The sequence below is a fragment of the Kangiella geojedonensis genome, assembly GCF_000981765.1.
GTDB classification, from domain to species: Bacteria; Pseudomonadota; Gammaproteobacteria; order Enterobacterales; family Kangiellaceae; genus Kangiella; species Kangiella geojedonensis.
In genome coordinates this window covers 192,680-211,602 of sequence record NZ_CP010975.1, presented here as the reverse complement: position 1 = coordinate 211,602, position 18,923 = coordinate 192,680, and the positions used below count along the sequence as shown (strand labels likewise).

The 18,923-nt window shown below is 44.1% G+C and carries 17 protein-coding genes; 3 read left to right on the top strand and 14 right to left on the bottom strand.

Translation table 11 applies throughout. The features are described 5' to 3' along the window. Positions 1 to 137 precede the first annotated feature (137 nt). Positions 138 to 626, top strand: a complete 489-nt coding sequence (locus TQ33_RS01005) for a nuclear transport factor 2 family protein (RefSeq protein ID WP_046560411.1) — start codon at positions 138 to 140, stop codon at positions 624 to 626. Then, a complete protein-coding gene (locus TQ33_RS01000; RefSeq protein ID WP_046560410.1) occupies positions 626 to 1,168 on the top strand; it encodes a chalcone isomerase family protein in 543 nt (180 codons plus the stop codon). Before TQ33_RS01005 ends, TQ33_RS01000 begins: the two co-directional genes overlap by 1 nt. Here TQ33_RS01000 and TQ33_RS00995 read toward each other — a convergent pair. From TQ33_RS00995 to hrcA, 14 genes are all read right to left on the bottom strand, one after another. After that, positions 1,157 to 2,530, bottom strand: coding sequence for a cryptochrome/photolyase family protein (locus TQ33_RS00995; protein ID WP_046560409.1), 1,374 nt, complete (start codon positions 2,528 to 2,530; stop codon positions 1,157 to 1,159). The genes TQ33_RS01000 and TQ33_RS00995 overlap by 12 nt on opposite strands. Next, positions 2,530 to 3,480, bottom strand: a complete 951-nt coding sequence (locus TQ33_RS00990; protein WP_046560408.1) for a YbgA family protein — start codon at positions 3,478 to 3,480, stop codon at positions 2,530 to 2,532. Before TQ33_RS00990 ends, TQ33_RS00995 begins: the two co-directional genes overlap by 1 nt. A 100-nt stretch (positions 3,481 to 3,580) precedes the next feature. Beyond that, entirely contained in the window at positions 3,581 to 4,063 is a 483-nt protein-coding gene (gene greA, locus TQ33_RS00985; RefSeq protein ID WP_046560407.1) for a transcription elongation factor GreA, read from the bottom strand. Continuing rightward, positions 4,060 to 7,290 (bottom strand): carbamoyl-phosphate synthase large subunit, encoded by a 3,231-nt coding sequence (carB, locus tag TQ33_RS00980; protein ID WP_046560406.1) that lies wholly within the window; start codon positions 7,288 to 7,290, stop codon positions 4,060 to 4,062. The genes greA and carB overlap by 4 nt, the downstream gene beginning before the upstream one ends. 14 nt (positions 7,291 to 7,304) lie before the next feature. Beyond that, entirely contained in the window at positions 7,305 to 8,465 is a 1,161-nt protein-coding gene (carA, locus tag TQ33_RS00975) for a glutamine-hydrolyzing carbamoyl-phosphate synthase small subunit (RefSeq protein ID WP_071841081.1), read from the bottom strand. A 566-nt stretch (positions 8,466 to 9,031) separates the two neighbouring features. Next, positions 9,032 to 9,835 (bottom strand): 4-hydroxy-tetrahydrodipicolinate reductase, encoded by an 804-nt coding sequence (dapB, locus tag TQ33_RS00970; protein ID WP_046560405.1) that lies wholly within the window; start codon positions 9,833 to 9,835, stop codon positions 9,032 to 9,034. Between the two features lie 17 nt (positions 9,836 to 9,852). Next, positions 9,853 to 10,473 carry an arylesterase gene (locus tag TQ33_RS00965; RefSeq protein WP_046560404.1) on the bottom strand — a complete coding sequence of 207 codons (621 nt, stop codon included), beginning with the start codon at positions 10,471 to 10,473 and terminating at the stop codon, positions 9,853 to 9,855. Positions 10,474 to 10,576: 103 nt separating this feature from the next. Further along, positions 10,577 to 11,719 carry a molecular chaperone DnaJ gene (gene dnaJ / locus TQ33_RS00960; protein WP_046560403.1) on the bottom strand — a complete coding sequence of 381 codons (1,143 nt, stop codon included), beginning with the start codon at positions 11,717 to 11,719 and terminating at the stop codon, positions 10,577 to 10,579. A 225-nt stretch (positions 11,720 to 11,944) separates the two neighbouring features. Continuing rightward, entirely contained in the window at positions 11,945 to 13,888 is a 1,944-nt protein-coding gene (dnaK, locus tag TQ33_RS00955; protein ID WP_046560402.1) for a molecular chaperone DnaK, read from the bottom strand. A 337-nt stretch (positions 13,889 to 14,225) separates the two neighbouring features. Then, a complete protein-coding gene (locus tag TQ33_RS00950; RefSeq protein ID WP_046560401.1) occupies positions 14,226 to 14,510 on the bottom strand; it encodes a hypothetical protein in 285 nt (94 codons plus the stop codon). A 63-nt stretch (positions 14,511 to 14,573) separates the two neighbouring features. Beyond that, positions 14,574 to 14,849, bottom strand: coding sequence for a hypothetical protein (locus tag TQ33_RS00945; RefSeq protein WP_046560400.1), 276 nt, complete (start codon positions 14,847 to 14,849; stop codon positions 14,574 to 14,576). Positions 14,850 to 15,262: 413 nt separating this feature from the next. Next, positions 15,263 to 15,979, bottom strand: a complete 717-nt coding sequence (locus TQ33_RS00940) for a YebC/PmpR family DNA-binding transcriptional regulator (RefSeq protein ID WP_046560399.1) — start codon at positions 15,977 to 15,979, stop codon at positions 15,263 to 15,265. A 159-nt stretch (positions 15,980 to 16,138) separates the two neighbouring features. After that, positions 16,139 to 16,774, bottom strand: coding sequence for a nucleotide exchange factor GrpE (grpE, locus tag TQ33_RS00935; RefSeq protein ID WP_046560398.1), 636 nt, complete (start codon positions 16,772 to 16,774; stop codon positions 16,139 to 16,141). Between the two features lie 83 nt (positions 16,775 to 16,857). Then, positions 16,858 to 17,901: a heat-inducible transcriptional repressor HrcA gene (gene hrcA / locus TQ33_RS00930; protein ID WP_046560397.1), complete on the bottom strand. Its 1,044-nt coding sequence runs from the start codon at positions 17,899 to 17,901 to the stop codon at positions 16,858 to 16,860. A gap of 129 nt (positions 17,902 to 18,030) precedes the next feature. Between hrcA and nadK the strand changes: the two genes are divergently transcribed. Beyond that, positions 18,031 to 18,915: an NAD(+) kinase gene (gene nadK, locus TQ33_RS00925; RefSeq protein WP_144405929.1), complete on the top strand. Its 885-nt coding sequence runs from the start codon at positions 18,031 to 18,033 to the stop codon at positions 18,913 to 18,915. The last annotated feature ends 8 nt before the right edge of the window (positions 18,916 to 18,923 follow it).

Genomic DNA, 18,923 nt, shown 5'->3' with positions numbered 1-18,923 from the left:
CACAAATATTTGACGTGTCAGCTATTATTCTCTTATATCACCATAAAGTAGGTACTAGCACAATGAAGCTACTCAAACTTATAGTTGCATTAACACTTAGCTTGACAATCATCTGCTGCTCTTCAGGAGGAGACCGTATGTATAACGATCGTGTTGAAGAATTTTTGTCGGTTTTAGAGACCATACCTTCAACCAGTGAACACTCCGATCCCGCATCCCACTTTTCATTGGTTTTTAAAGACTTCCACCTTGATGCCAAAGAAGCCAAAATCCGTGAAGTTTATGCTGACACATTCTATTTTAACGACACTTTTAAAACATTCCGCACTATTGATGAACTAATTCCTTACATGGAAGAAACAGCTGAGAATGTAAAAACCACGACCGTCGAAATTTTAGATGTGAGTAAAAGTGACTCTGATTATTACCTTCGCTGGAAAATGATTATGGAGTTTACAGCCAAAGGCAGAGACATTCGCTCAGTATCAGTTGGTATGACACAACTGCGCTTTAATGAGCAAGGAAAAGTGATTCTCCACCAAGATTATTGGGATGGTGCAGAAGGCTTTTATCAACACCTCCCTTATATTGGCTACTTTGTCAGAAAAGTTAGAGACAGCCTCTAATGCGTATTCCTACGCTTACTCTACTCGCAGCTATAGCTAATACTGCTATGGCTGATTTGCCACAAAGCATTTCTCATACAAAAGGTGCATTTCAGCTTTGTGCTGAAGAAAGAGTTTCTAAGCTGTGGTTTGATATCGTTGATGTTGGTGTATATTACCCAAATTGCGATTCCGCTGAGCATATTTTTGATAATCAAACCAAGTTATTGCGATTCTCATACCTAAGAGAGGTAGAGGGACAACAGTTCACGGAGGGCGCAGATGAGTATTTGCACGAAAACCTGAATTCAAATGTATTAGATATGTGCAGTGAACCCTTTAGAGCTATAAATAGTGTTTATAAAGATGTTTCAGCTGGAGATTACTATGATCTTTTTCTATTTCAGGATGAAGGTTTAAAGCTTTATCTTAATGACAACCACTTGCATGATATGACCAATACAGATTGCCATTCACAGTATCTCAATGTCTGGTTTGGCAAAGAAACGATGGATAGTCAATTTAATGATTTAGCTAAAAAGATAAAAACCCTAGCTAAGTAGCTCTAACGCTCTTTTTCTTGCTGATTTATAATCAATCACAGGTTCAGGATAGCCCACTTTTTTTCTTTGCTCTACACTTGGCTCATGGATGGACTTATTGTCCAATCCTTCAAGCTCTGGGACCAACTTTCGAATAAAATCTCCTTTTGGATCAAAACGTTTTGACTGAGACAGCGGACTCATAATCCTAAAATAGGGTGCACCATCAGCACCGGTTGACGAGCACCACTGCCAACCACCATTATTAGAAGCAAAATCTCCATCAATTAACTTTTCCATAAAGTATTTTTCTCCCAAGCGCCAATCAACTAGACACAACTTGTTTAAGAACATAGCAGCATTCATTCGTAAACGATTATGCATCCAGCCTGTTTGGTTTAACTGTCGCATCGCTGCATCAATAATAGGAAAGCCAGTTCGGCCTTCTTTCCATGCTTCAAATGCTTCTTTATTATTAACCCATACCTCTTTCGCGCTGGTATTAAAAGCTTTGTGCTTCGCAATCTGCGGATTATCAATCAGTATTTGTCGATAAAACTCTCTCCACACAATCTCTGAAAACCAAGTATTTCCATAAAGTTTTTGCTCATCTCCATCATAGTGCTCTAATAAGGCATGAATGCATTGCTTAGCGGATATTGATCCCATAGCTAAATATGGAGACAAAAAGCTCGTGCCTGCCACTGCTGGGATATCTCGTTGATCTTTATACTGATCCACACCGTCTAAGAACTGATTTAAACGCTCATGAGCAGCAACTTCTCCCGCTTGCCAGAGATCATGTCGGTATTCTTGTGAAAAATCTTCGGTCACTTGATTATGAATATTACTCGTCTGTTTATGTGGTGAGCTAAGCGGCTCTATCGGTGAGTGCTTATGGATCTCTATCCATGCCTTTTTATAGGGTGTAAAAACTTTATAAGGCTCTCCCTGCTTGTTTTTGACCAAACTCGGTTCTAACGCCAAGTCACCATCATATTGGTGAACAGCTATTTCTTCCTTCTTAAGCCTTTCCACTAACTCCTTGTCACGCTCCATCTCATTAACCGGATACTCGCGATTAAAGTAGATACTGTCCGCATCATACTCTTTGATACACTGCTGCAGTGCACTGATTTGATCCGTAAAAGTCGCGCAGGTCTTGATGTGCAACGGAATACCTAATTCATTGAGTTCACTTCTGAGCTCCAATAAAGTGTCAAAGATAAAGCCAACTTTTGCCGCTGACTCATGATGCTGTTTGCGTTGTTCTTGTGCTTCAATGAAAACAGCCACAACCTCACCCTCGTTTGCAGCTTCATGCAATGCAGGATTATCTCTAACTCTTAAATCTTGACGAAACCATACCAACTTCTTGCCCATTACAGATAATTCCTCAGACCAAGTTCAACAGGGTGAGGATTTAAGTAGGCTTGCTTAGCAATATACTCATTTCCATACTGATTTATGTAGTGGTTAATTAATGTAATAGGGGCAATCAAGGTCACTATACCTTGTCGATATTGTTCAATAACATTGATAAGTTCTTGCTTCGCTGCTGGTGCTAAGTCTTCTTTTAAATACCCTAAAATATGGTATAGCACGTTACTATGAGACTTTGCATTAGCTAGCTTCTGTAAAACTTGCATTAGCTCTTTTTCGTAAGTAATCACTAACTCATCAAGTTCTAATCCATCGTTATTTGCCACCAGTCTCCCAAGCTTTTTATATCCTGCATAACTGTGAGCCATCACTAAATATTTGTAGCGACTATGGAACTTCACTAGAGCATCAACCGAAGGCGATACTTTGACCTGATCTTTAAAATCCTGGTAAGCAAACACCCTAGTAATGAAGTTTTCCCTAAGTTTAGGATCTTGCAAACGACCTTCTTCTTCTACTGGTAACTCAGGACGCTCATTCATGATCTCATTGATATAGACACCTCGATCCGAACGACCAGCTGGGTTACCATTTTGGTGATACACCTTCACTCGCTCCATGCCACAACTAGGCGAATTACGTATCACTATATACCCACACACATCATCTAGTTCATTTAGCTTTTCTTTAGCAAATGCTTTGAGTTCATCCGTAACATCGTATGAGTGATCATCGACCTGAACGACTCTGATCTCTTTATCATCATCCTCAATTAATCGTATTGGCGGTCGAGGTGCAGGCATGCCTATACCCATCTCAGGACAGATTGGTTGATACTCAAACCAGTCGCTTAAGGTATTTAAACAGTATTTAGATTGCTTGTGCCCAGCGTCGAAACGGACTTTGTTTCCTAGTAGGCAAGAGCTAATAGCTATCGGTATTTTATTCATAGTCCTTATTTTATACCTCCATTGTGAAAATAATGTAAATAAAACTTTAACCTAAAACAAAAAAGGGCCACTAGGGCCCTTTTTCACTAACTGCTTCTATCTAGATATAAAGCACTTCGGCGACTTCATACTCCACTTTTCCGCCTGGAGTTTGAATATCAGCAATATCGCCTTCTTCCTTTCCGATCAAACCACGTGCAATTGGCGAGTTGATCGAGAGCTTGTTTTGCTTAATATCAGCTTCATCATCACCAACAATTTGGTAACGAACTTCAGTGTCTTTTCCGTCTTCCAAGTTAATTAAAACTACGGTTGAGCCAAAAATCACTTTTCCAGTGTTGGTGATTTTGCTGATATCAACGATCTGCGAGTTAGAAAGCTTTGCTTCAATTTCTTGAATGCGGCCTTCAATAAAACCCTGCTGCTCACGAGCGGCATGATACTCAGCGTTCTCTTTCAAGTCACCGTGTTCACGCGCTTCAGCAATGGCAGCGACCACTCTTGGACGCTGCACTTTTTTCAGATCATTCAACTCTTCCTGCAACTGTTCTGCGCCAGCTGCAGTCATCGGAACTCTATTCATACCGCTTTTACCTGTTTATGTAATTCCTGAACAGAATTAATAGTGCTACGAGTATGTTCCTTCATGGCGGCACAAGAAGCCACAGCACCAGCTAATGTTGTGGTGTAAGGAACTTTATGTTGTAAAGCACTACGACGTATCAAGAATGAGTCAGCAATAGCTTGCTTACCTTCTGTCGTATTAACGATATAGTCTACCTCACCATTCTTGATGTAGTCCACAATATGTGGGCGACCTTCAAACATTTTGTTAATACGTTGGCACGGAATGCCTGCCTCACGGATAGCGCGCGCAGTACCGCTAGTGGCCATCAGTTCAAAGCCTTGCTCAACCAGCTTCTTAGCCACACCAACCAAGCCTGCTCGGTCAGCTTCACGTACACTAATAATTGCACGCCCAGCTAATGGAACGATTTGTCCACTGGCACCGCCAAGTTTTGCTTTATAGAAAGCATCACCAAAGGTTTTACCGACGCCCATGGCTTCACCCGTTGATTTCATTTCAGGCCCTAGAATTGGATCCGAACCTGGGAACTTATTGAACGGGAACACCGGCTCTTTTACCGAGTAGTAGGTTGGAATAACTTCTTGTGTATAACCGATTTCTTCCAACGTTTTGCCAGCCATTACGGACGCAGCAACTTTTGCTAAAGGTGTACCGGTAGCTTTTGACACAAACGGAACCGTACGCGATGCTCGTGGATTCACTTCAAGAATGAAGATCTTATCACCCTGGATGGCGAACTGAGTATTCATCAAGCCTCTAACTTGAAGCTCTTTAGCCATCTTTAACATCTGGTGACGCATTTCGTCTTGAACTTCTTTGCTTAAGCTAAATGGCGGAATCGAACATGCCGAGTCACCTGAGTGAACGCCCGCTTGCTCAATATGCTCCATGACACCACCAATTAGGATTTGTTCGCCATCAAAGATAGCATCAACATCCACCTCAATCGCATCATCAAGGAAGCGATCGAGTAATACCGGCGACTCATTAGATACGCTAACCGCATCATTCATATAACGTCGTAATTCGTCTTCGTTATAGACAATCTCCATAGCGCGACCACCCAGTACGTACGAAGGACGTACCACCAACGGGTAACCTATTTCTTCGGCAAGGCGTACGCCTTCTTCTAAATTACGCGCCGTGCGGTTTGGCGGCTGCAACAAGCCCAAACGGTCAATTGCACGTTGGAAACGCTCACGGTCTTCAGCGCGGTCAATTGCGTCAGGTGAGGTGCCAATAATTGGTACGCCCGCGGCTTCCAACTCACGAGCTAATTTAAGTGGCGTTTGCCCACCGTAATGAACAATCACGCCTTTAGGCTTTTCAACATCCACTACTGCCAAAACATCTTCCAACGTCAGTGGCTCAAAATACAAGCGATCTGATGTATCGAAGTCCGTAGAGACGGTTTCTGGGTTACAGTTGATCATAATGGTTTCATAACCATCATCGCGCATCGCAAAGGCAGCGTGTACACAACAATAATCGAACTCAATCCCTTGACCAATACGGTTAGGACCGCCACCAAGAATCATGATCTTTTCTCGATCCGACGGATTCGCTTCACATTCCTCTTCGTAGGTTGAGTACATGTAAGCCGTGCTGGTAGCAAACTCAGCAGCACAGGTATCAACTCGCTTGTAGACTGGCATCACGCCAAGCTTTTTACGTAATTTACGAATTTCTTTTTCGCGGCAGGCAAAAATATCTGCCAAGCGCTCGTCAGAGAAGCCTTTGCGCTTCACTTGACGTAACAAATGCTCGTCCAGGTCAGATAGAGACTTACCATGCAGCATTTCTTCAATCTTAATAATTTCTTCGATTTGAACCAAGAACCAACGGTCGATACCGGTTAGATCAAAAACATCGTCAATCGACCAGCCTTTACGGAAAGCATCTCCGATATACCAGATACGATCAGTACCAGGCACCCGTAAGTTTTGGCGTAACGTATCAACCCATTCTTCATTATCGTCTTCAAGTTTTGGTTCAAAACCCGATGAACCAACTTCTAATCCACGTAATGCTTTTTGAACCGACTCTTGGAAGGTACGGCCAATTGCCATCACTTCGCCCACAGACTTCATTTGTGTGGTCAAAGTTGCATCAGTATTCGGGAATTTCTCGAAGTTGAAACGAGGAATTTTCGTGACCACATAATCGATGCTTGGCTCGAACGACGCAGGCGTTTTACCACCAGTGATTTCGTTCTGAAGCTCATCCAGCGTATAGCCGACAGCAAGCTTTGCAGCAACCTTCGCAATTGGGAAACCAGTCGCTTTAGATGCTAGCGCTGATGAACGCGACACACGTGGGTTCATTTCAATAATCGTCATACGACCATTGTCAGGGTTAATCGCAAACTGAACGTTTGAACCACCCGTTTCAACACCAATCTCGCGCAATACCGCCAATGAAGCATCACGCATGCGTTGATATTCTTTATCAGTCAACGTCTGCGCTGGCGCTACGGTAATCGAGTCGCCCGTGTGCACGCCCATTGGGTCAAAGTTTTCGATAGAGCAGATAATGATACAGTTATCATTCTTATCACGAACAACTTCCATCTCGTACTCTTTCCAACCAATCAATGACTCATCAATCAATAACTCGTTAGTTGGCGACAAATCTAAACCACGAGCACACAACTCTTCGAATTCTTCTTTGTTATAAGCGATACCACCACCTGTACCACCCATTGTGAACGATGGACGGATAATACAAGGGAAGCCGACTTCTTTCTGTACTTTCCACGCATCTTCAAGGCTACGTGCAATATCTTGACGTGGCTGGTCTAAGCCAATCTTAGCCATCGATTTAGCGAATAACTCACGATCTTCTGCTTTATCAATCGCCTCGCGGTTTGCACCGATCATCTCGACGCCATGAATTTCAAGCACGCCGCGAGAAGCCAAATCTAGTGCACAGTTCAGTGCTGTCTGGCCACCCATGGTTGGAAGAATCGCGTCCGGCTTTTCTTTTTCAATGATTTTAGAAACAACTTCCCACTCAATTGGCTCGATATAAGTTGCATCAGCCATGTTAGGGTCAGTCATAATCGTCGCAGGATTCGAGTTAACCAAAATAACTCGATAACCCTCTTCTCGAAGCGCTTTACACGCTTGTGCACCTGAATAGTCGAACTCACAAGCCTGACCGATGATGATTGGGCCAGCGCCTAAAATTAAGATGCTTTTTATATCAGTACGTTTTGGCATATTCTTTTTCTCTCCTAGGCTTTAGCTTGTTCCATTAACTCAATGAAATGATCGAACAAGGGCGATGCATCGTTTGGACCTGGGCTTGCTTCAGGGTGGCCCTGGAAGCTGAATGCAGGCTTATCGGTACGATGAATACCTTGTAGAGAACCGTCAAACAAAGAACGGTGTGTAGCCTTCAAATTATCCGGCAATGTTGCTTCGTCAACCGCAAAACCATGGTTTTGGCTAGTAATCATAACGCGGTCACTTTCCAGTGTTTTCACTGGATGGTTTGCACCATGATGACCGAATTTCATTTTGATACTTTTCGCGCCACTCGCTAGGGCTAACAACTGATGCCCTAGACAAATACCAAATACTGGAATGTCAGTTTCTAAAATATCTTGAATCGCCTTAATTGCGTAATCACATGGTTCTGGATCACCGGGGCCATTGGATAAGAAAATCCCATCCGGATTCATCGCTAAGACATCTTTCGCTGGAGTTTGCGCTGGCACAACCGTTAAGTCACAACCGCGGTCCGCTAACATGCGTAGAATGTTCTTCTTCACGCCGTAATCGAAAGCCACAACTTTGAACTTAGACTCTTGTCTCTCGCCATAACCATCGACGAGATCCCAGCTGGTTTGATTCCAATCGTATTGCTCCTTGGTGCAGACCTCTTTCGCTAGGTCCATACCTTTCAGGCCGGGGAAGCCTTTGGCAAGCTCTAGAGCTTTCGCTTCATCAATGTCACCTGCGATAATACACCCACTCTGAGCACCTTTATCTCTCAAAATTCGAGTCAAGCGGCGTGTATCGATATCAGCAATCGCGACTTTCTTTGTGCGTTTTAGATAATCACTTAATGACTCTTCGCTGCGCCAGTTGCTGTGCAGCAACGGTAAATCACGAATAATCAAACCTTCGGCCCAGACTTGGTCAGACTCAACATCTTCACTGTTGATTCCGGTGTTACCAATATGAGGGTACGTTAGCGTGACTATCTGCTTGGCGTAAGATGGGTCAGTTAATATCTCTTGGTAGCCAGTCATGGCTGTGTTAAAGACCACCTCTCCGATAGCTTGCCCATCAAAACCAATTGATGAACCATGGAACACGCTACCGTCTTCGAGAACTAAAATGGCGGGCTGCAGACTTGAAAGTAGCTGCTGAGACTCTTGTGTTGGCAAAGAAACCTCCGTTTTTTAGGCGCAAAAAAATCGGATTCATTAATAATGACTCCGCACATTTTTCACAAAAAGACAAAAATTTGGCAAATTCCCTATATTGTAAGGGAACACTCATTTTATGTCCATGAGTCTTCATCAACAATTACATGATCTGGGCTTAAAAAATCCACTAAATGACAAGATGTTTGGCTTTAATGAGAATACAAAAGAAAAAGGGCGGTAATCCCGCCCATTTTCGAGTGGCCTCATGCCTTTTTAAGGTGCTCCCTGCTACTTCCTTGTCTCACCAAGTCCCTCGGCTAGTCTTCCTTACGTGCGTCCCTTGCACATCTATAACTTTACTCCGTTGCAAGAGTAGAGCAATAGGGGAAATCACCCATTCAGATTTGAATCAAACGTCAATATCCAATAATAACAATGACTTAATGGTTATACCAAGGTTTATCCTACGATCTCGTCCACAAAATTTCGACTAGGACTACATCTGGTTGAGATATTTCGCACAAGCTCTATAGCGAATCTCTTAACCTTAATGCGAAATTGATAATGATAGAACTCAACTGTCCTTAAAGCCCTAACACATCCTGCATATTATAAAGCCCTGCGGACTTACCTATTAACCACTTCGCTGCAACCACAGCTCCGCTCGCAAAACACTGTCTTGATTGAGCCTCGTGTCTTAACGTGACCATTTCACCATTCAGTGCGAATACCACATCATGGGTTCCCACGATATCACCCGCTCTCATCACGGAAAAACCGATGGCACCTTCTTGCCTTGGCAAATCACCATGGCGCGCCCACTCAGCGACATCTTTTAAGTTTTCTCCTTTAACCTCAGCTACCGCTTCGCCCAATGCTAAGGCCGTTCCTGACGGTGCATCTTTTTTATGCTTATGATGGGCCTCAAAGATCTCTATATCCGAATTATCCCCTAATAGTTTCGTTGCTTGCTTTACCAAACCTAACAAACTGTTTACCCCTACCGAATAGTTCGCGGCAAAAACAATCGGAATTGACTTAGCGGCTTCTTCGATTTGCTTCAACTGTTCATCAGAGTAACCTGTTGTACCAATCACTACTGGCGTACTGGCTTTAACTGCTCTCTCAAGGCTCTCGATCGAATAATCTGGCAGACTAAAGTCAATCAGCACAGCATCCTTACTTAACTCACTAGAAAGTTCAGCTGTAATAAGAACGCCTAGAGGCTCTGAGCCAATCAAATAGGCGACATCATTGCCCACCATGGGATGACCCGCTCGTGCGATAGCCCCCACTAAAGTAACCTCTTTGTCTGCAGCCGTCGCCTGAAGTAACTCTTTACCCATTCGCCCGGTAGCAGCATTAATGATGATATTTGTTTTTTTCATAATTATGTCTTCAATACTTATAAAGCGCCCTGCTCCTGCAGTAGCGCAAAAATTCGTTGAGCTAGCTCTTGGTATCCCGCATTATTCAGGTGAATAGAGTCGGATTTCAAAGAGCGTGTTTTCAGTAACTCTGACATGCTTTCACCGTCATACACCACTTGATACTCTTCTGCCAACTGGTCATAAAAGTCTGCCGAGTCTGAAAATAAGTTTTTCTCAGGAATGCCCAGCATCACCACTTCCGCGCCAGAAAGGCGTATCATTTGGATCATCTGCGCCAAATTTGACTTAGCTTGGGCATGACTCAGATTACGCAAAATATCATTGCCCCCTTCCATCAAAATCACCAAATCAGGATTATGTGTCTCTAAAATAAGTGGCAGCCTCTGCAAGCCTTCTGCCGTAACTTCTCCTGAAACCCCAGCGTTGATGACCTCTCTTGAAGTCAGGCTGGCTAGCACATCAGGATAAGCTTTACCTTTCGAGGCACCGACCCCATCAGTCAGACTATCGCCAAAGGCGACTATCACCGCATCACTGGTCAGCGGCTGTAGCGTTTTATCATTTTCACATGCCAGTAAAAAGAGCGCGCATAAACCATAAACACTGACTTTAAGTTGTGCAAATAATCTTTTCATCTAATAGCATTCCAAGCTTGATACATCAGCGTACGAGCATAAATCTTTTTTCTGCTAAACACAAAAAAGCCCGCACTCGGCGGGCTTTCTATCACTATATATTTTAACTCGTCATGGCGTCCCAAAACTTCTTAACACCATCAAACCAGCTCTTTTGCTTTGGACTGTTTTTTCCGTCCGAATCATTCACGGTTTGTTGAAACTCTTCCAGCAGCTCTTTCTGCTTTTTATTGAGTTTAACCGGTGTTTCAAGAATCACGCGGCATAACAAGTCGCCAACCATGCTACTACGTACGCCTTTAACGCCTTTTCCTTTGAGTCGGAATAAGCGCCCAGTCTGGGTTTCTGCCGGTATGGTTAATGCTACCTTGCCTTCCAACGTTGGCACATCCAACTTGCCTCCTAATGTAGCGGTGACAAAGCTTAGCGGTACTTCACAATAAAGATTTACCCCGTCGCGCTTGAATATTGGATGCTCTTTGACATAAACCTGAACATACAAGTCGCCAGCGATTGCGCCTGGACCACCAGCTTCACCTTCGCCGGTTAAACGAACACGCATGCCATCGTCAATGCCCGCAGGAATGGTAACTTTCAATTCTTTGGTTTTATGCACTCGGCCCTGACCATGACAATCGCCACAAGGGTCTTTAATCATTTGGCCAGTTCCCTGACAATCTGGGCAGGTTTGTTGAACTGAGAAGAAACCTTGGCTCATGCGAACCGCGCCTTGACCGGCACAGGTTGTACAGGTTGTGGTGCCAGAACCAGGTTTAGCGCCATCACCATCACAGGTGTCACAATTAACGTAAGTTGGAACTTTAATTTCCTTCTCAACGCCACGAACAGCTTCTTCTAAGCTTATTTCTAAATTGTACTGCAAGTCGTTGCCGCGAGCTTGACGCCTACCGCCTCCGCCACGACGACCACCGCCACCAAATATGTCACCAAAAATATCGCCGAAGATATCATTGAAATCTTCACCGCCACCAAAGCCACCGGCTCCACCGCCCATACTTTGGTCAACGCCTGCATGACCATACTGATCGTACATTTGACGCTTTTGTGGATCGCTCAAGACTTCATAAGCTTCCTTCGCTTCTTTAAAGCGCTGCTCAGCTTCTTTATCATCTGGATTACGATCGGGGTGATTCTTCATCGCCAAACGACGATAAGCTTTCTTTAACTCAGCTTTCTCTGCGCCCTTCGACACACCCAATACTTCGTAATAATCGCGTTTCGACATAATTAGCTACTTTTTCTTCAATCTTTTTAAACCGCAAACGCAGGAACCAAATCCTGCGTTTACCTTAACTTCTCCCTTGTATAAAACTAAAGGGATATTCTCTTAAAACGAGCAGTTTGGCTTGAGAGCGAGGCGCTGAGTTTTCGAGAAGCGGAGTTTACTCAGGTAAATGAGCACTCGCAGAAAACTCAGCAACAAAGCTATCGAGTCAAAAAGCCGTTTTAATTACGACTTAGACTTGTCGTCGTCTTTAACTTCCTCAAACTCAGCGTCTACAACATCATCGCCAGCATTGCTATCGTTAGATGCTTGCTCGCCACCTGGCTGTTGACCAGCTTCCGCTTGCTGCTGTGCGTTTGCATACATACGCTCAGCCATCTTCGCAGATGCTTGGCTCAAGGCTTCAGTCTTAGCTTTGATATCTTCTAAGTCGTCACCTTTGATCGCTTCTTCAAGCTCATTAGCGGCTTTTTCAATCGCTTCTTTCTCACCGTCTTCAAAAGTGATGCTGTCGTCATCTAACGACTTACGTGAAGCGTGAACGAGGCCATCCGCTTGGTTACGTGCTTCAACCAGCTCTTGGAACTTCTTATCTTCTTCAGCATGCGCCTCAGCATCTTTAATCATTTGATCGATTTCGTCATCGCTCAAACCTGAAGAGGCTTTAATCTGAATCGATTGCTCTTTGCCTGTCGCTTTATCTTTCGCAGAAACGTGCATGATACCGTTAGCATCGATGTCAAACGTTACTTCGATCTGAGGCGTACCGCGTGGTGCTGGTGGAATATCTGCTAAGTCGAAACGACCCAGTGATTTATTCTGAGCAGCCATCTTACGCTCACCCTGTAGCACATGAACCGTTACTGCCGTTTGGTTATCTTCAGCTGTTGAGAAGGTTTGCGATGCCTTAGTTGGAATCGTTGTATTCTTATCAATCAGCGGAGTCATTACTTGACCCATAGTCTCGATACCAAGCGTTAAAGGCGTTACGTCGAGTAGTAGAACGTCTTTGACGTCACCACCAAGTACCGCACCTTGAATCGCAGCACCTACTGCTACCGCTTCATCAGGGTTAACGTCTTTACGCGCATCTTTGCCGAAGAAGCCTGATACTGCTTCTTGTACTTTAGGCATACGCGTTTGACCACCAACCAAGATAACGTCATCGATTTCTGAGTTAGAAACGCCTGCATCTTTCAGTGCTTGTTTTACTGGCTCTAGCGTACGCTCAACCAAGTCTTCAACCAGTGCTTCTAATTTGGCACGAGTCAGCTTGATGTTAAGGTGCTTAGGACCTGTAGAATCCGCAGTGATGTAAGGCAAGTTAACTTCAGTCTGGCTGCTTGAAGATAGTTCGATCTTAGCTTTCTCACCAGCTTCTTTTAAACGTTGCATCGCTAATGCGTCGCCTTTAAGGTCGATACCTGACTCTTTCTTAAATTCAGACGCCAAGTATTCAATAACGCGCATATCGAAATCTTCACCACCAAGGAAAGTATCACCGTTGGTAGAAAGTACTTCGAACGTGTGCTCGCCATCAACTTCCGCGATTTCGATGATAGAAATATCGAAAGTACCACCACCAAGGTCATAAACCGCGATAGTGCGATCGCCACGCTCTTTGTCCATACCGTAAGCTAACGCTGCCGCTGTTGGCTCGTTAATAATACGCTTTACGTCAAGACCTGCGATACGACCCGCATCTTTAGTCGCCTGACGTTGTGAGTCGTTGAAGTAGGCAGGAACCGTAATCACGGCTTCCTTCACTTCTTCACCAAGGAAGTCCTCTGCTGTTTTCTTCATCTTTTTCAAGATTTCAGCAGAAACCTGTGGCGGTGCCATTTTCTTGTCGTTCACTTGTACCCAAGCGTCACCATTGTCCGCTTCGATAATCTTATAGGGAACCATGCCCGTGTCTTTTTGTACGACGTTGTCTTTAAACTTACGACCGATCAAACGCTTGATCGCATACAAAGTGTTTTCAGGGTTGGTTACTGCTTGGCGCTTCGCTGACTGACCAACCAAAGTTTCACCGTCTTCGGTGTAAGCGATGATTGATGGTGTTGTGCGTGCGCCTTCAGCATTTTCAATAACGCGAGGCTTGTCACCGTCCATAACGGCAACACATGAATTTGTTGTACCTAAATCAATTCCGATAATTTTGGCCATGTTTTCACTCCAAAAGGGTCTTTAAATCTTGCTTGTAGCTTATGTGGGGGCTGGGTTTAGTAGATCAACCCCTTAAACTTACTTTTTTTAAGGTTACTCATAAAAAGTGACCCAGCGCCATCGTTGCTACGCTGAATACCAACTTGTTGGAGTGCAATATTGGTTTCGCTCACTGTATTTCAAGGGGTCATCGGAAAATTATCTTACAAATAATAAAAGCTGACACAAAGGCCAGCTTTTATTTGACTATGTAGGAGTTCTCTTTTCTCAGGGGAGAGTCTAAGAGGAGAGAAACCCATGTGATACCTGAGGGTGTATCGCATGGGAAGGTGCCTAATTATTGGACACCATTGCAAGATTGGCTTGCCTCGCTCTTAATTTCCTGCACTTTAGCCATATCGCCGCTTTTCTTCGCTTCAACCAAAGCTTCATAGTCGGTGTTTTCGACCACACACTTACAGTTTTCCTGTTGCTTGGCACGCACTTCTTCCGGCAACTGCTGGGCTTGCATGTCACAAGCACGTAATTCCTGCTGCTTCAAGCTTTCAGCTTCATCAGCCATCGCGCTACCCGCAATAGTTAAACCAAGTACTGTCGTTAATGTTAGTAATGTCTTTTTCATAATAATCACCTTCTAGATTGCAAAATGCCTATATCGTTAGTGGGAGTAAGTCTTGTTTGCTAATTATTCAGCACAAGCTTCTTTAGCTTCTTGATTAATCTTCTGAATTTTTGCTAAGTCACCTTTTTTCTTAGCTTCAGATAAAGCTTCATAGTCAGTGTTTTCAATTTCACACTCACAAGCTTTTTGCGTTTTCTCGCCTTCTTCTTTACTCTGTACCTGAGCTTGAGCTTGGCACGCTCGAACATCCATTTGCTTCAGAATATCTGCGTCACCTGCGTTAGCAGAACCCGCAGCCAAACCAAATATCACACCTAATACTGCCATTGATTTTTTCATAATGTTTCACCTTTTGTTGCAAGTGGACTTTAGTTGTAACACGCAAAAGTCTCTAAAAAACATGACCTGTTTCACACTCGTTTTTTTGTAAAATAAGGTTTAACAATTGAGCGTTTTTTTGTGACAGACTTGCCTTTAGTTAGGGCTAACACTTTGCATTTTTAAGGTGATTTCTTCGAAACTGCTATAGGAGTTAACTTATTGATTAATAATATCTTTTAAGCGTACCGCTTGATGTATTTGAGAGATTTGTCACGATTAAAGAAGGAACTTTTTTCAACGGGAACCTATCGCTTATCGTTAGGTCTTAGGGCAATTTTTTAAGGTGATATTCAGGCAAGAAAAAACCCTTTGCCGTTTTATGTTAATTACACGGCAAAGGGTTATAAAGAATATGTTCTGATTACAAGGAATTAAAATTCAGCGTTGTGATAAACGTTTTGCACGTCATCCTGATCGTTCGCCATATCCATAAACTTTTCGAACATCTCAAGATCATCACCACTAATGGCAGTGGTTACTTTTGGTACAAACTGTATTTCGTCCACTTCAAACTCAATCCCTTCAAAGTGTTCTTGTAGTGCATTTTTTGCTTTGAAGTATTCAGTCTGTGGGGCAAACACGGTTATTTTCCCCTCTTCATGCTCAATATCGGTCACGTCTACGTCGGCCATCATTAAGGCTTCCAGCGCACCTTCTTCATCATCGCTGGCGAAAACAAAGATAGCGCTGTGATCAAACATGTGCATCACGCTGCCTTCTGTACCGATTTTCGATTTAGTCTTAACAAAGCACTGGCGAACCTCACCGAATGTACGGTTTGGATTATCGGTAAGGCAATCGACAATCACCATAACATTGCCAGGTCCATACCCTTCGTAACGCGCCACAGCAAAGTCTTCACCCGCACCGCCTTCCGCTTTATCGATGGCTTTTTGGATAACATGCGCAGGAACTTGATCACGCTTAGCACGGTCCATTAAGCTTCTTAAAGCGAGGTTACTCTCTGGCTCAGAGCCACCTTGCTTTGCGGTAACGTAGATTTCACGACTGTATTTACTGTAAACCTTGGCGTTCTGATCTGATGTTTTCGCCATCGACTCTTTGCGGTTTTGAAAGGCACGACCCATCTTTATTCTCTCATGGTAATAGTTTAAAAATTTGAGGTATTGTATTACGAAATGCTCAGAAAGTGGGCATTTATTAATCCACAGCTATAAAAAAAGCCGCCTGAAATGATTCAGGCAGCTTCCTTAATCGAAAGATTCAATTCGAAAGATTCAATAATCCTACTGAGCGACGACGACACGCGCTGGGCGAATCACGCGACCGTTCAGTGAATAGCCTTTCTGGAACACATCAATAATCGTATTCTTCTCATGATCAGGGCTAGGCACCATAGTCATGGCTTCGTGTAATTGCGGATCGAACACTTCTTCAAGCGGATTATGTTGTTCGACGCCAAACTTCTTCAGTGTCGACAAAGTCATTTTCAAGGTTAATTCCATACCCTCTTTCATCGCTTTTGACTCTTCATGCTCTGCCTTCGCTTGTAAGCCTTGCTCAAGACTATCGACTACCGCCAATAATTCTTCCGCAAATTTCTCAATGGCGTATTTACGGGCATTAATGACTTCGTTTTCAGAGCGACGGCGAATATTTTCAGCTTCAGCTTTGGTTCGAAGTGCCACATCCATGTTCTCAGCGGCTTTCGCCTCCGCTTCTTCTAGGGCCGTTTCAAGCTCAACAATTTTGCGCTCTTCGTCGCTTAAATCAGCCAAGTTATCGTCTTCTGCAGACTCAACAGCTTCTTCTAAAGCTTCATCCACCACTTTCTGGACTTGCTCTTCAGCAGCCTTTTTCTCCGCTTCTGTAAGCTCTTCTTGATTCTCAACTTCTTGATTTTGCTTGTCTTTCTCAGACATACTGTTTCTCCAAACCGGTCTCTCAAAACTGTTAACGCTAGCCAGTATCCACCTTTAGGACTGACTCAATGTTGCTGTGCTCTTCAATATGAGGTTTCGTCGTCATTATTCAAGGCTGCGGATATCAATTTTGCGGTAATATCCACCATCGGAATAACACGGTTATAATCCATACGTGTTGGCCCGACAACAGCCAGTACACCAACCGCCTCACCATCAATGCTATATGGCGCGCCGACAACACTGCATTGCGATAACACATCGTAGCCAGACTCTTCGCCAATAAAAAGCTGCACACCATCGGCACTTAAACATTTATCCAACAAGGTCAGCATCTGTGTTTTTTCGGCAAACGCATTAAAAACCGACTGTAAGTCCGAAATATCGCCGGAGTTCACCCAGTTAAGCAGTTGTGACTTACCCGTGACCTGAACTTCATCATCCTCGCCACCCGTAAATCCTTTTTCCGCCACTTCCATCATCGACGCCATCATCTGATCCATCTTGGCGCGATCATCCTTAAGTTCGTTCAGTAACTCACGTCGAACCGTATCTAACTCCTTTCCAGCAAAATGATGATTAACGTAGTTTGACGCCTGCTGAAGTTCATCTCTCGAGACCGGGTTATCCAGCTGAATCACACGGTTTTGAACTTCACCATCGCTCAGCACCAATACCACCAGCACTTTATTCTGCGACAAAGACACAAACTCAACCTGCTTCACTCGCGTTACATCACGGCGAGGCACTCGAATCAGTCCCGCCATCTGCGTCACCTGAGACAACATATTGGAAACGCTCGATAACATCTCTCCGGTCTCCGAAACTTTGCCCAAATGCTGCTGTAGTTGCTTTAAATAAATATCTTCGACATCAGACACCGTCAGTAGCTGATCCACAAACAATCGAACGCCTTGAGAGGTCGGGATTCGACCAGCTGACGTGTACGGCGCGGTTAGTAAGCCCATACTTTCAAGATCCTGCATAACGTTCCTCACGGTCGCGGTACTGACGCTGAGTTGCGAGTTTTCGAGCAAGGTTTTTGAACCCACAGGCTGGCCACTGGAAATATAGGTTTCCACCAATGTTTTCATTAATATCTGTGCGCGCTGGTCAAATTTGCTCATGAAGGTGTCTTGATGTCCTATTAGTTGTTGATATAACTTTCGGTTCTGTTGGGTAAAACCCTTGCCTATTGGCTGTATATATTCTTAAATGTGGGTCAATAATGCAATTACAAGGGACAAAGGGCAAACGTGGCTCCTGCTTTAAGTTTTAAAACCATTGGCATCATGGGAAAACCGAAACATAAAGAAGTCGGCGAAACCATTATGACGTTATACCAGCATTTACTCGACAATAACTACCAAGTTTTGGTCGAGGATTCTGTTGCAGCCGGGATCGACGTTGCCCAAGCCGACCAAGCCCAGTGGCAAACGATTGGTGAACAAGCCAACTTAGTGATTGTTGTTGGTGGCGATGGCTCTATGCTTTACTCCGCGCGCTTAATGGCCAGTTACAACATTCCTTTGTTGGGCGTGAACCGTGGTTACTTAGGCTTTTTAACCGATATCCAGCCACAGCAAGTTACCGAAAAAGTCAGTGAAGTACTCAATGGCGAATACACTCAAGAACGACGCTTTTTGCTAGAGGCCGATATTGCAGGAGACGCCACCAAAGAACGCTATAGTGATGCCTTAAACGATATCGTTCTCTATCCCGGTGAAATCTCACGCATGATCGAGTTCGAGGTTTATATTAACGATTCTTTCGTTTATAGCCTGCGCGGCGATGGCTTGATAATCTCTACGCCAACAGGCTCCACGGCTTATTCTTTATCCGCTGGCGGCCCAATTATGTCACCGTCGATTAACGCTATATCGCTGGTGCCGATGTTTCCACACACCCTGTCCAGTCGCCCAATTTCGATTGACGCAGACAGTAAAGTTGATATCGTATTCAGCCAAGCGAATGAGAACGAAGCACGCTTAAGTTGCGATGGGCAAGTACGTTTTCCCGTCGCGCCAGGTGAAAAAATCTGCATCCGCAAGCGCAAAGAAGACTTGTGGCTATTGCACCCGAAAGATTATGACTATTTCCGCCTGCTTCGAACTAAGCTCGGCTGGGGCTCAAAATTATAATTAATTCA

Excerpts from the sequence above, each read along its gene's own strand:
- hrcA (WP_046560397.1), bottom strand. The coding sequence starts at position 17,901 with ATGAGCAAATTTGACCAGCGCGCACAGATATTAATGAAAACATTGGTG.
- greA (WP_046560407.1), bottom strand. The coding sequence starts at position 4,063 with ATGAATAGAGTTCCGATGACTGCAGCTGGCGCAGAACAGTTGCAGGAA.
- TQ33_RS00965 (WP_046560404.1), bottom strand. The coding sequence starts at position 10,473 with ATGAAAAGATTATTTGCACAACTTAAAGTCAGTGTTTATGGTTTATGC.
- TQ33_RS00940 (WP_046560399.1), bottom strand. The coding sequence starts at position 15,979 with ATGGGTCGTGCCTTTCAAAACCGCAAAGAGTCGATGGCGAAAACATCA.
- dnaJ (WP_046560403.1), bottom strand. The coding sequence starts at position 11,719 with ATGTCGAAACGCGATTATTACGAAGTATTGGGTGTGTCGAAGGGCGCA.
- TQ33_RS01005 (WP_046560411.1), top strand. The coding sequence starts at position 138 with ATGTATAACGATCGTGTTGAAGAATTTTTGTCGGTTTTAGAGACCATA.
- grpE (WP_046560398.1), bottom strand. The coding sequence starts at position 16,774 with ATGTCTGAGAAAGACAAGCAAAATCAAGAAGTTGAGAATCAAGAAGAG.
- carB (WP_046560406.1), bottom strand. The coding sequence starts at position 7,290 with ATGCCAAAACGTACTGATATAAAAAGCATCTTAATTTTAGGCGCTGGC.
- dapB (WP_046560405.1), bottom strand. The coding sequence starts at position 9,835 with ATGAAAAAAACAAATATCATCATTAATGCTGCTACCGGGCGAATGGGT.
- TQ33_RS00990 (WP_046560408.1), bottom strand. The coding sequence starts at position 3,480 with ATGAATAAAATACCGATAGCTATTAGCTCTTGCCTACTAGGAAACAAA.
- TQ33_RS01000 (WP_046560410.1), top strand. The coding sequence starts at position 626 with ATGCGTATTCCTACGCTTACTCTACTCGCAGCTATAGCTAATACTGCT.
- TQ33_RS00950 (WP_046560401.1), bottom strand. The coding sequence starts at position 14,510 with ATGAAAAAGACATTACTAACATTAACGACAGTACTTGGTTTAACTATT.
- TQ33_RS00995 (WP_046560409.1), bottom strand. The coding sequence starts at position 2,530 with ATGGGCAAGAAGTTGGTATGGTTTCGTCAAGATTTAAGAGTTAGAGAT.
- TQ33_RS00945 (WP_046560400.1), bottom strand. The coding sequence starts at position 14,849 with ATGAAAAAATCAATGGCAGTATTAGGTGTGATATTTGGTTTGGCTGCG.
- dnaK (WP_046560402.1), bottom strand. The coding sequence starts at position 13,888 with ATGGCCAAAATTATCGGAATTGATTTAGGTACAACAAATTCATGTGTT.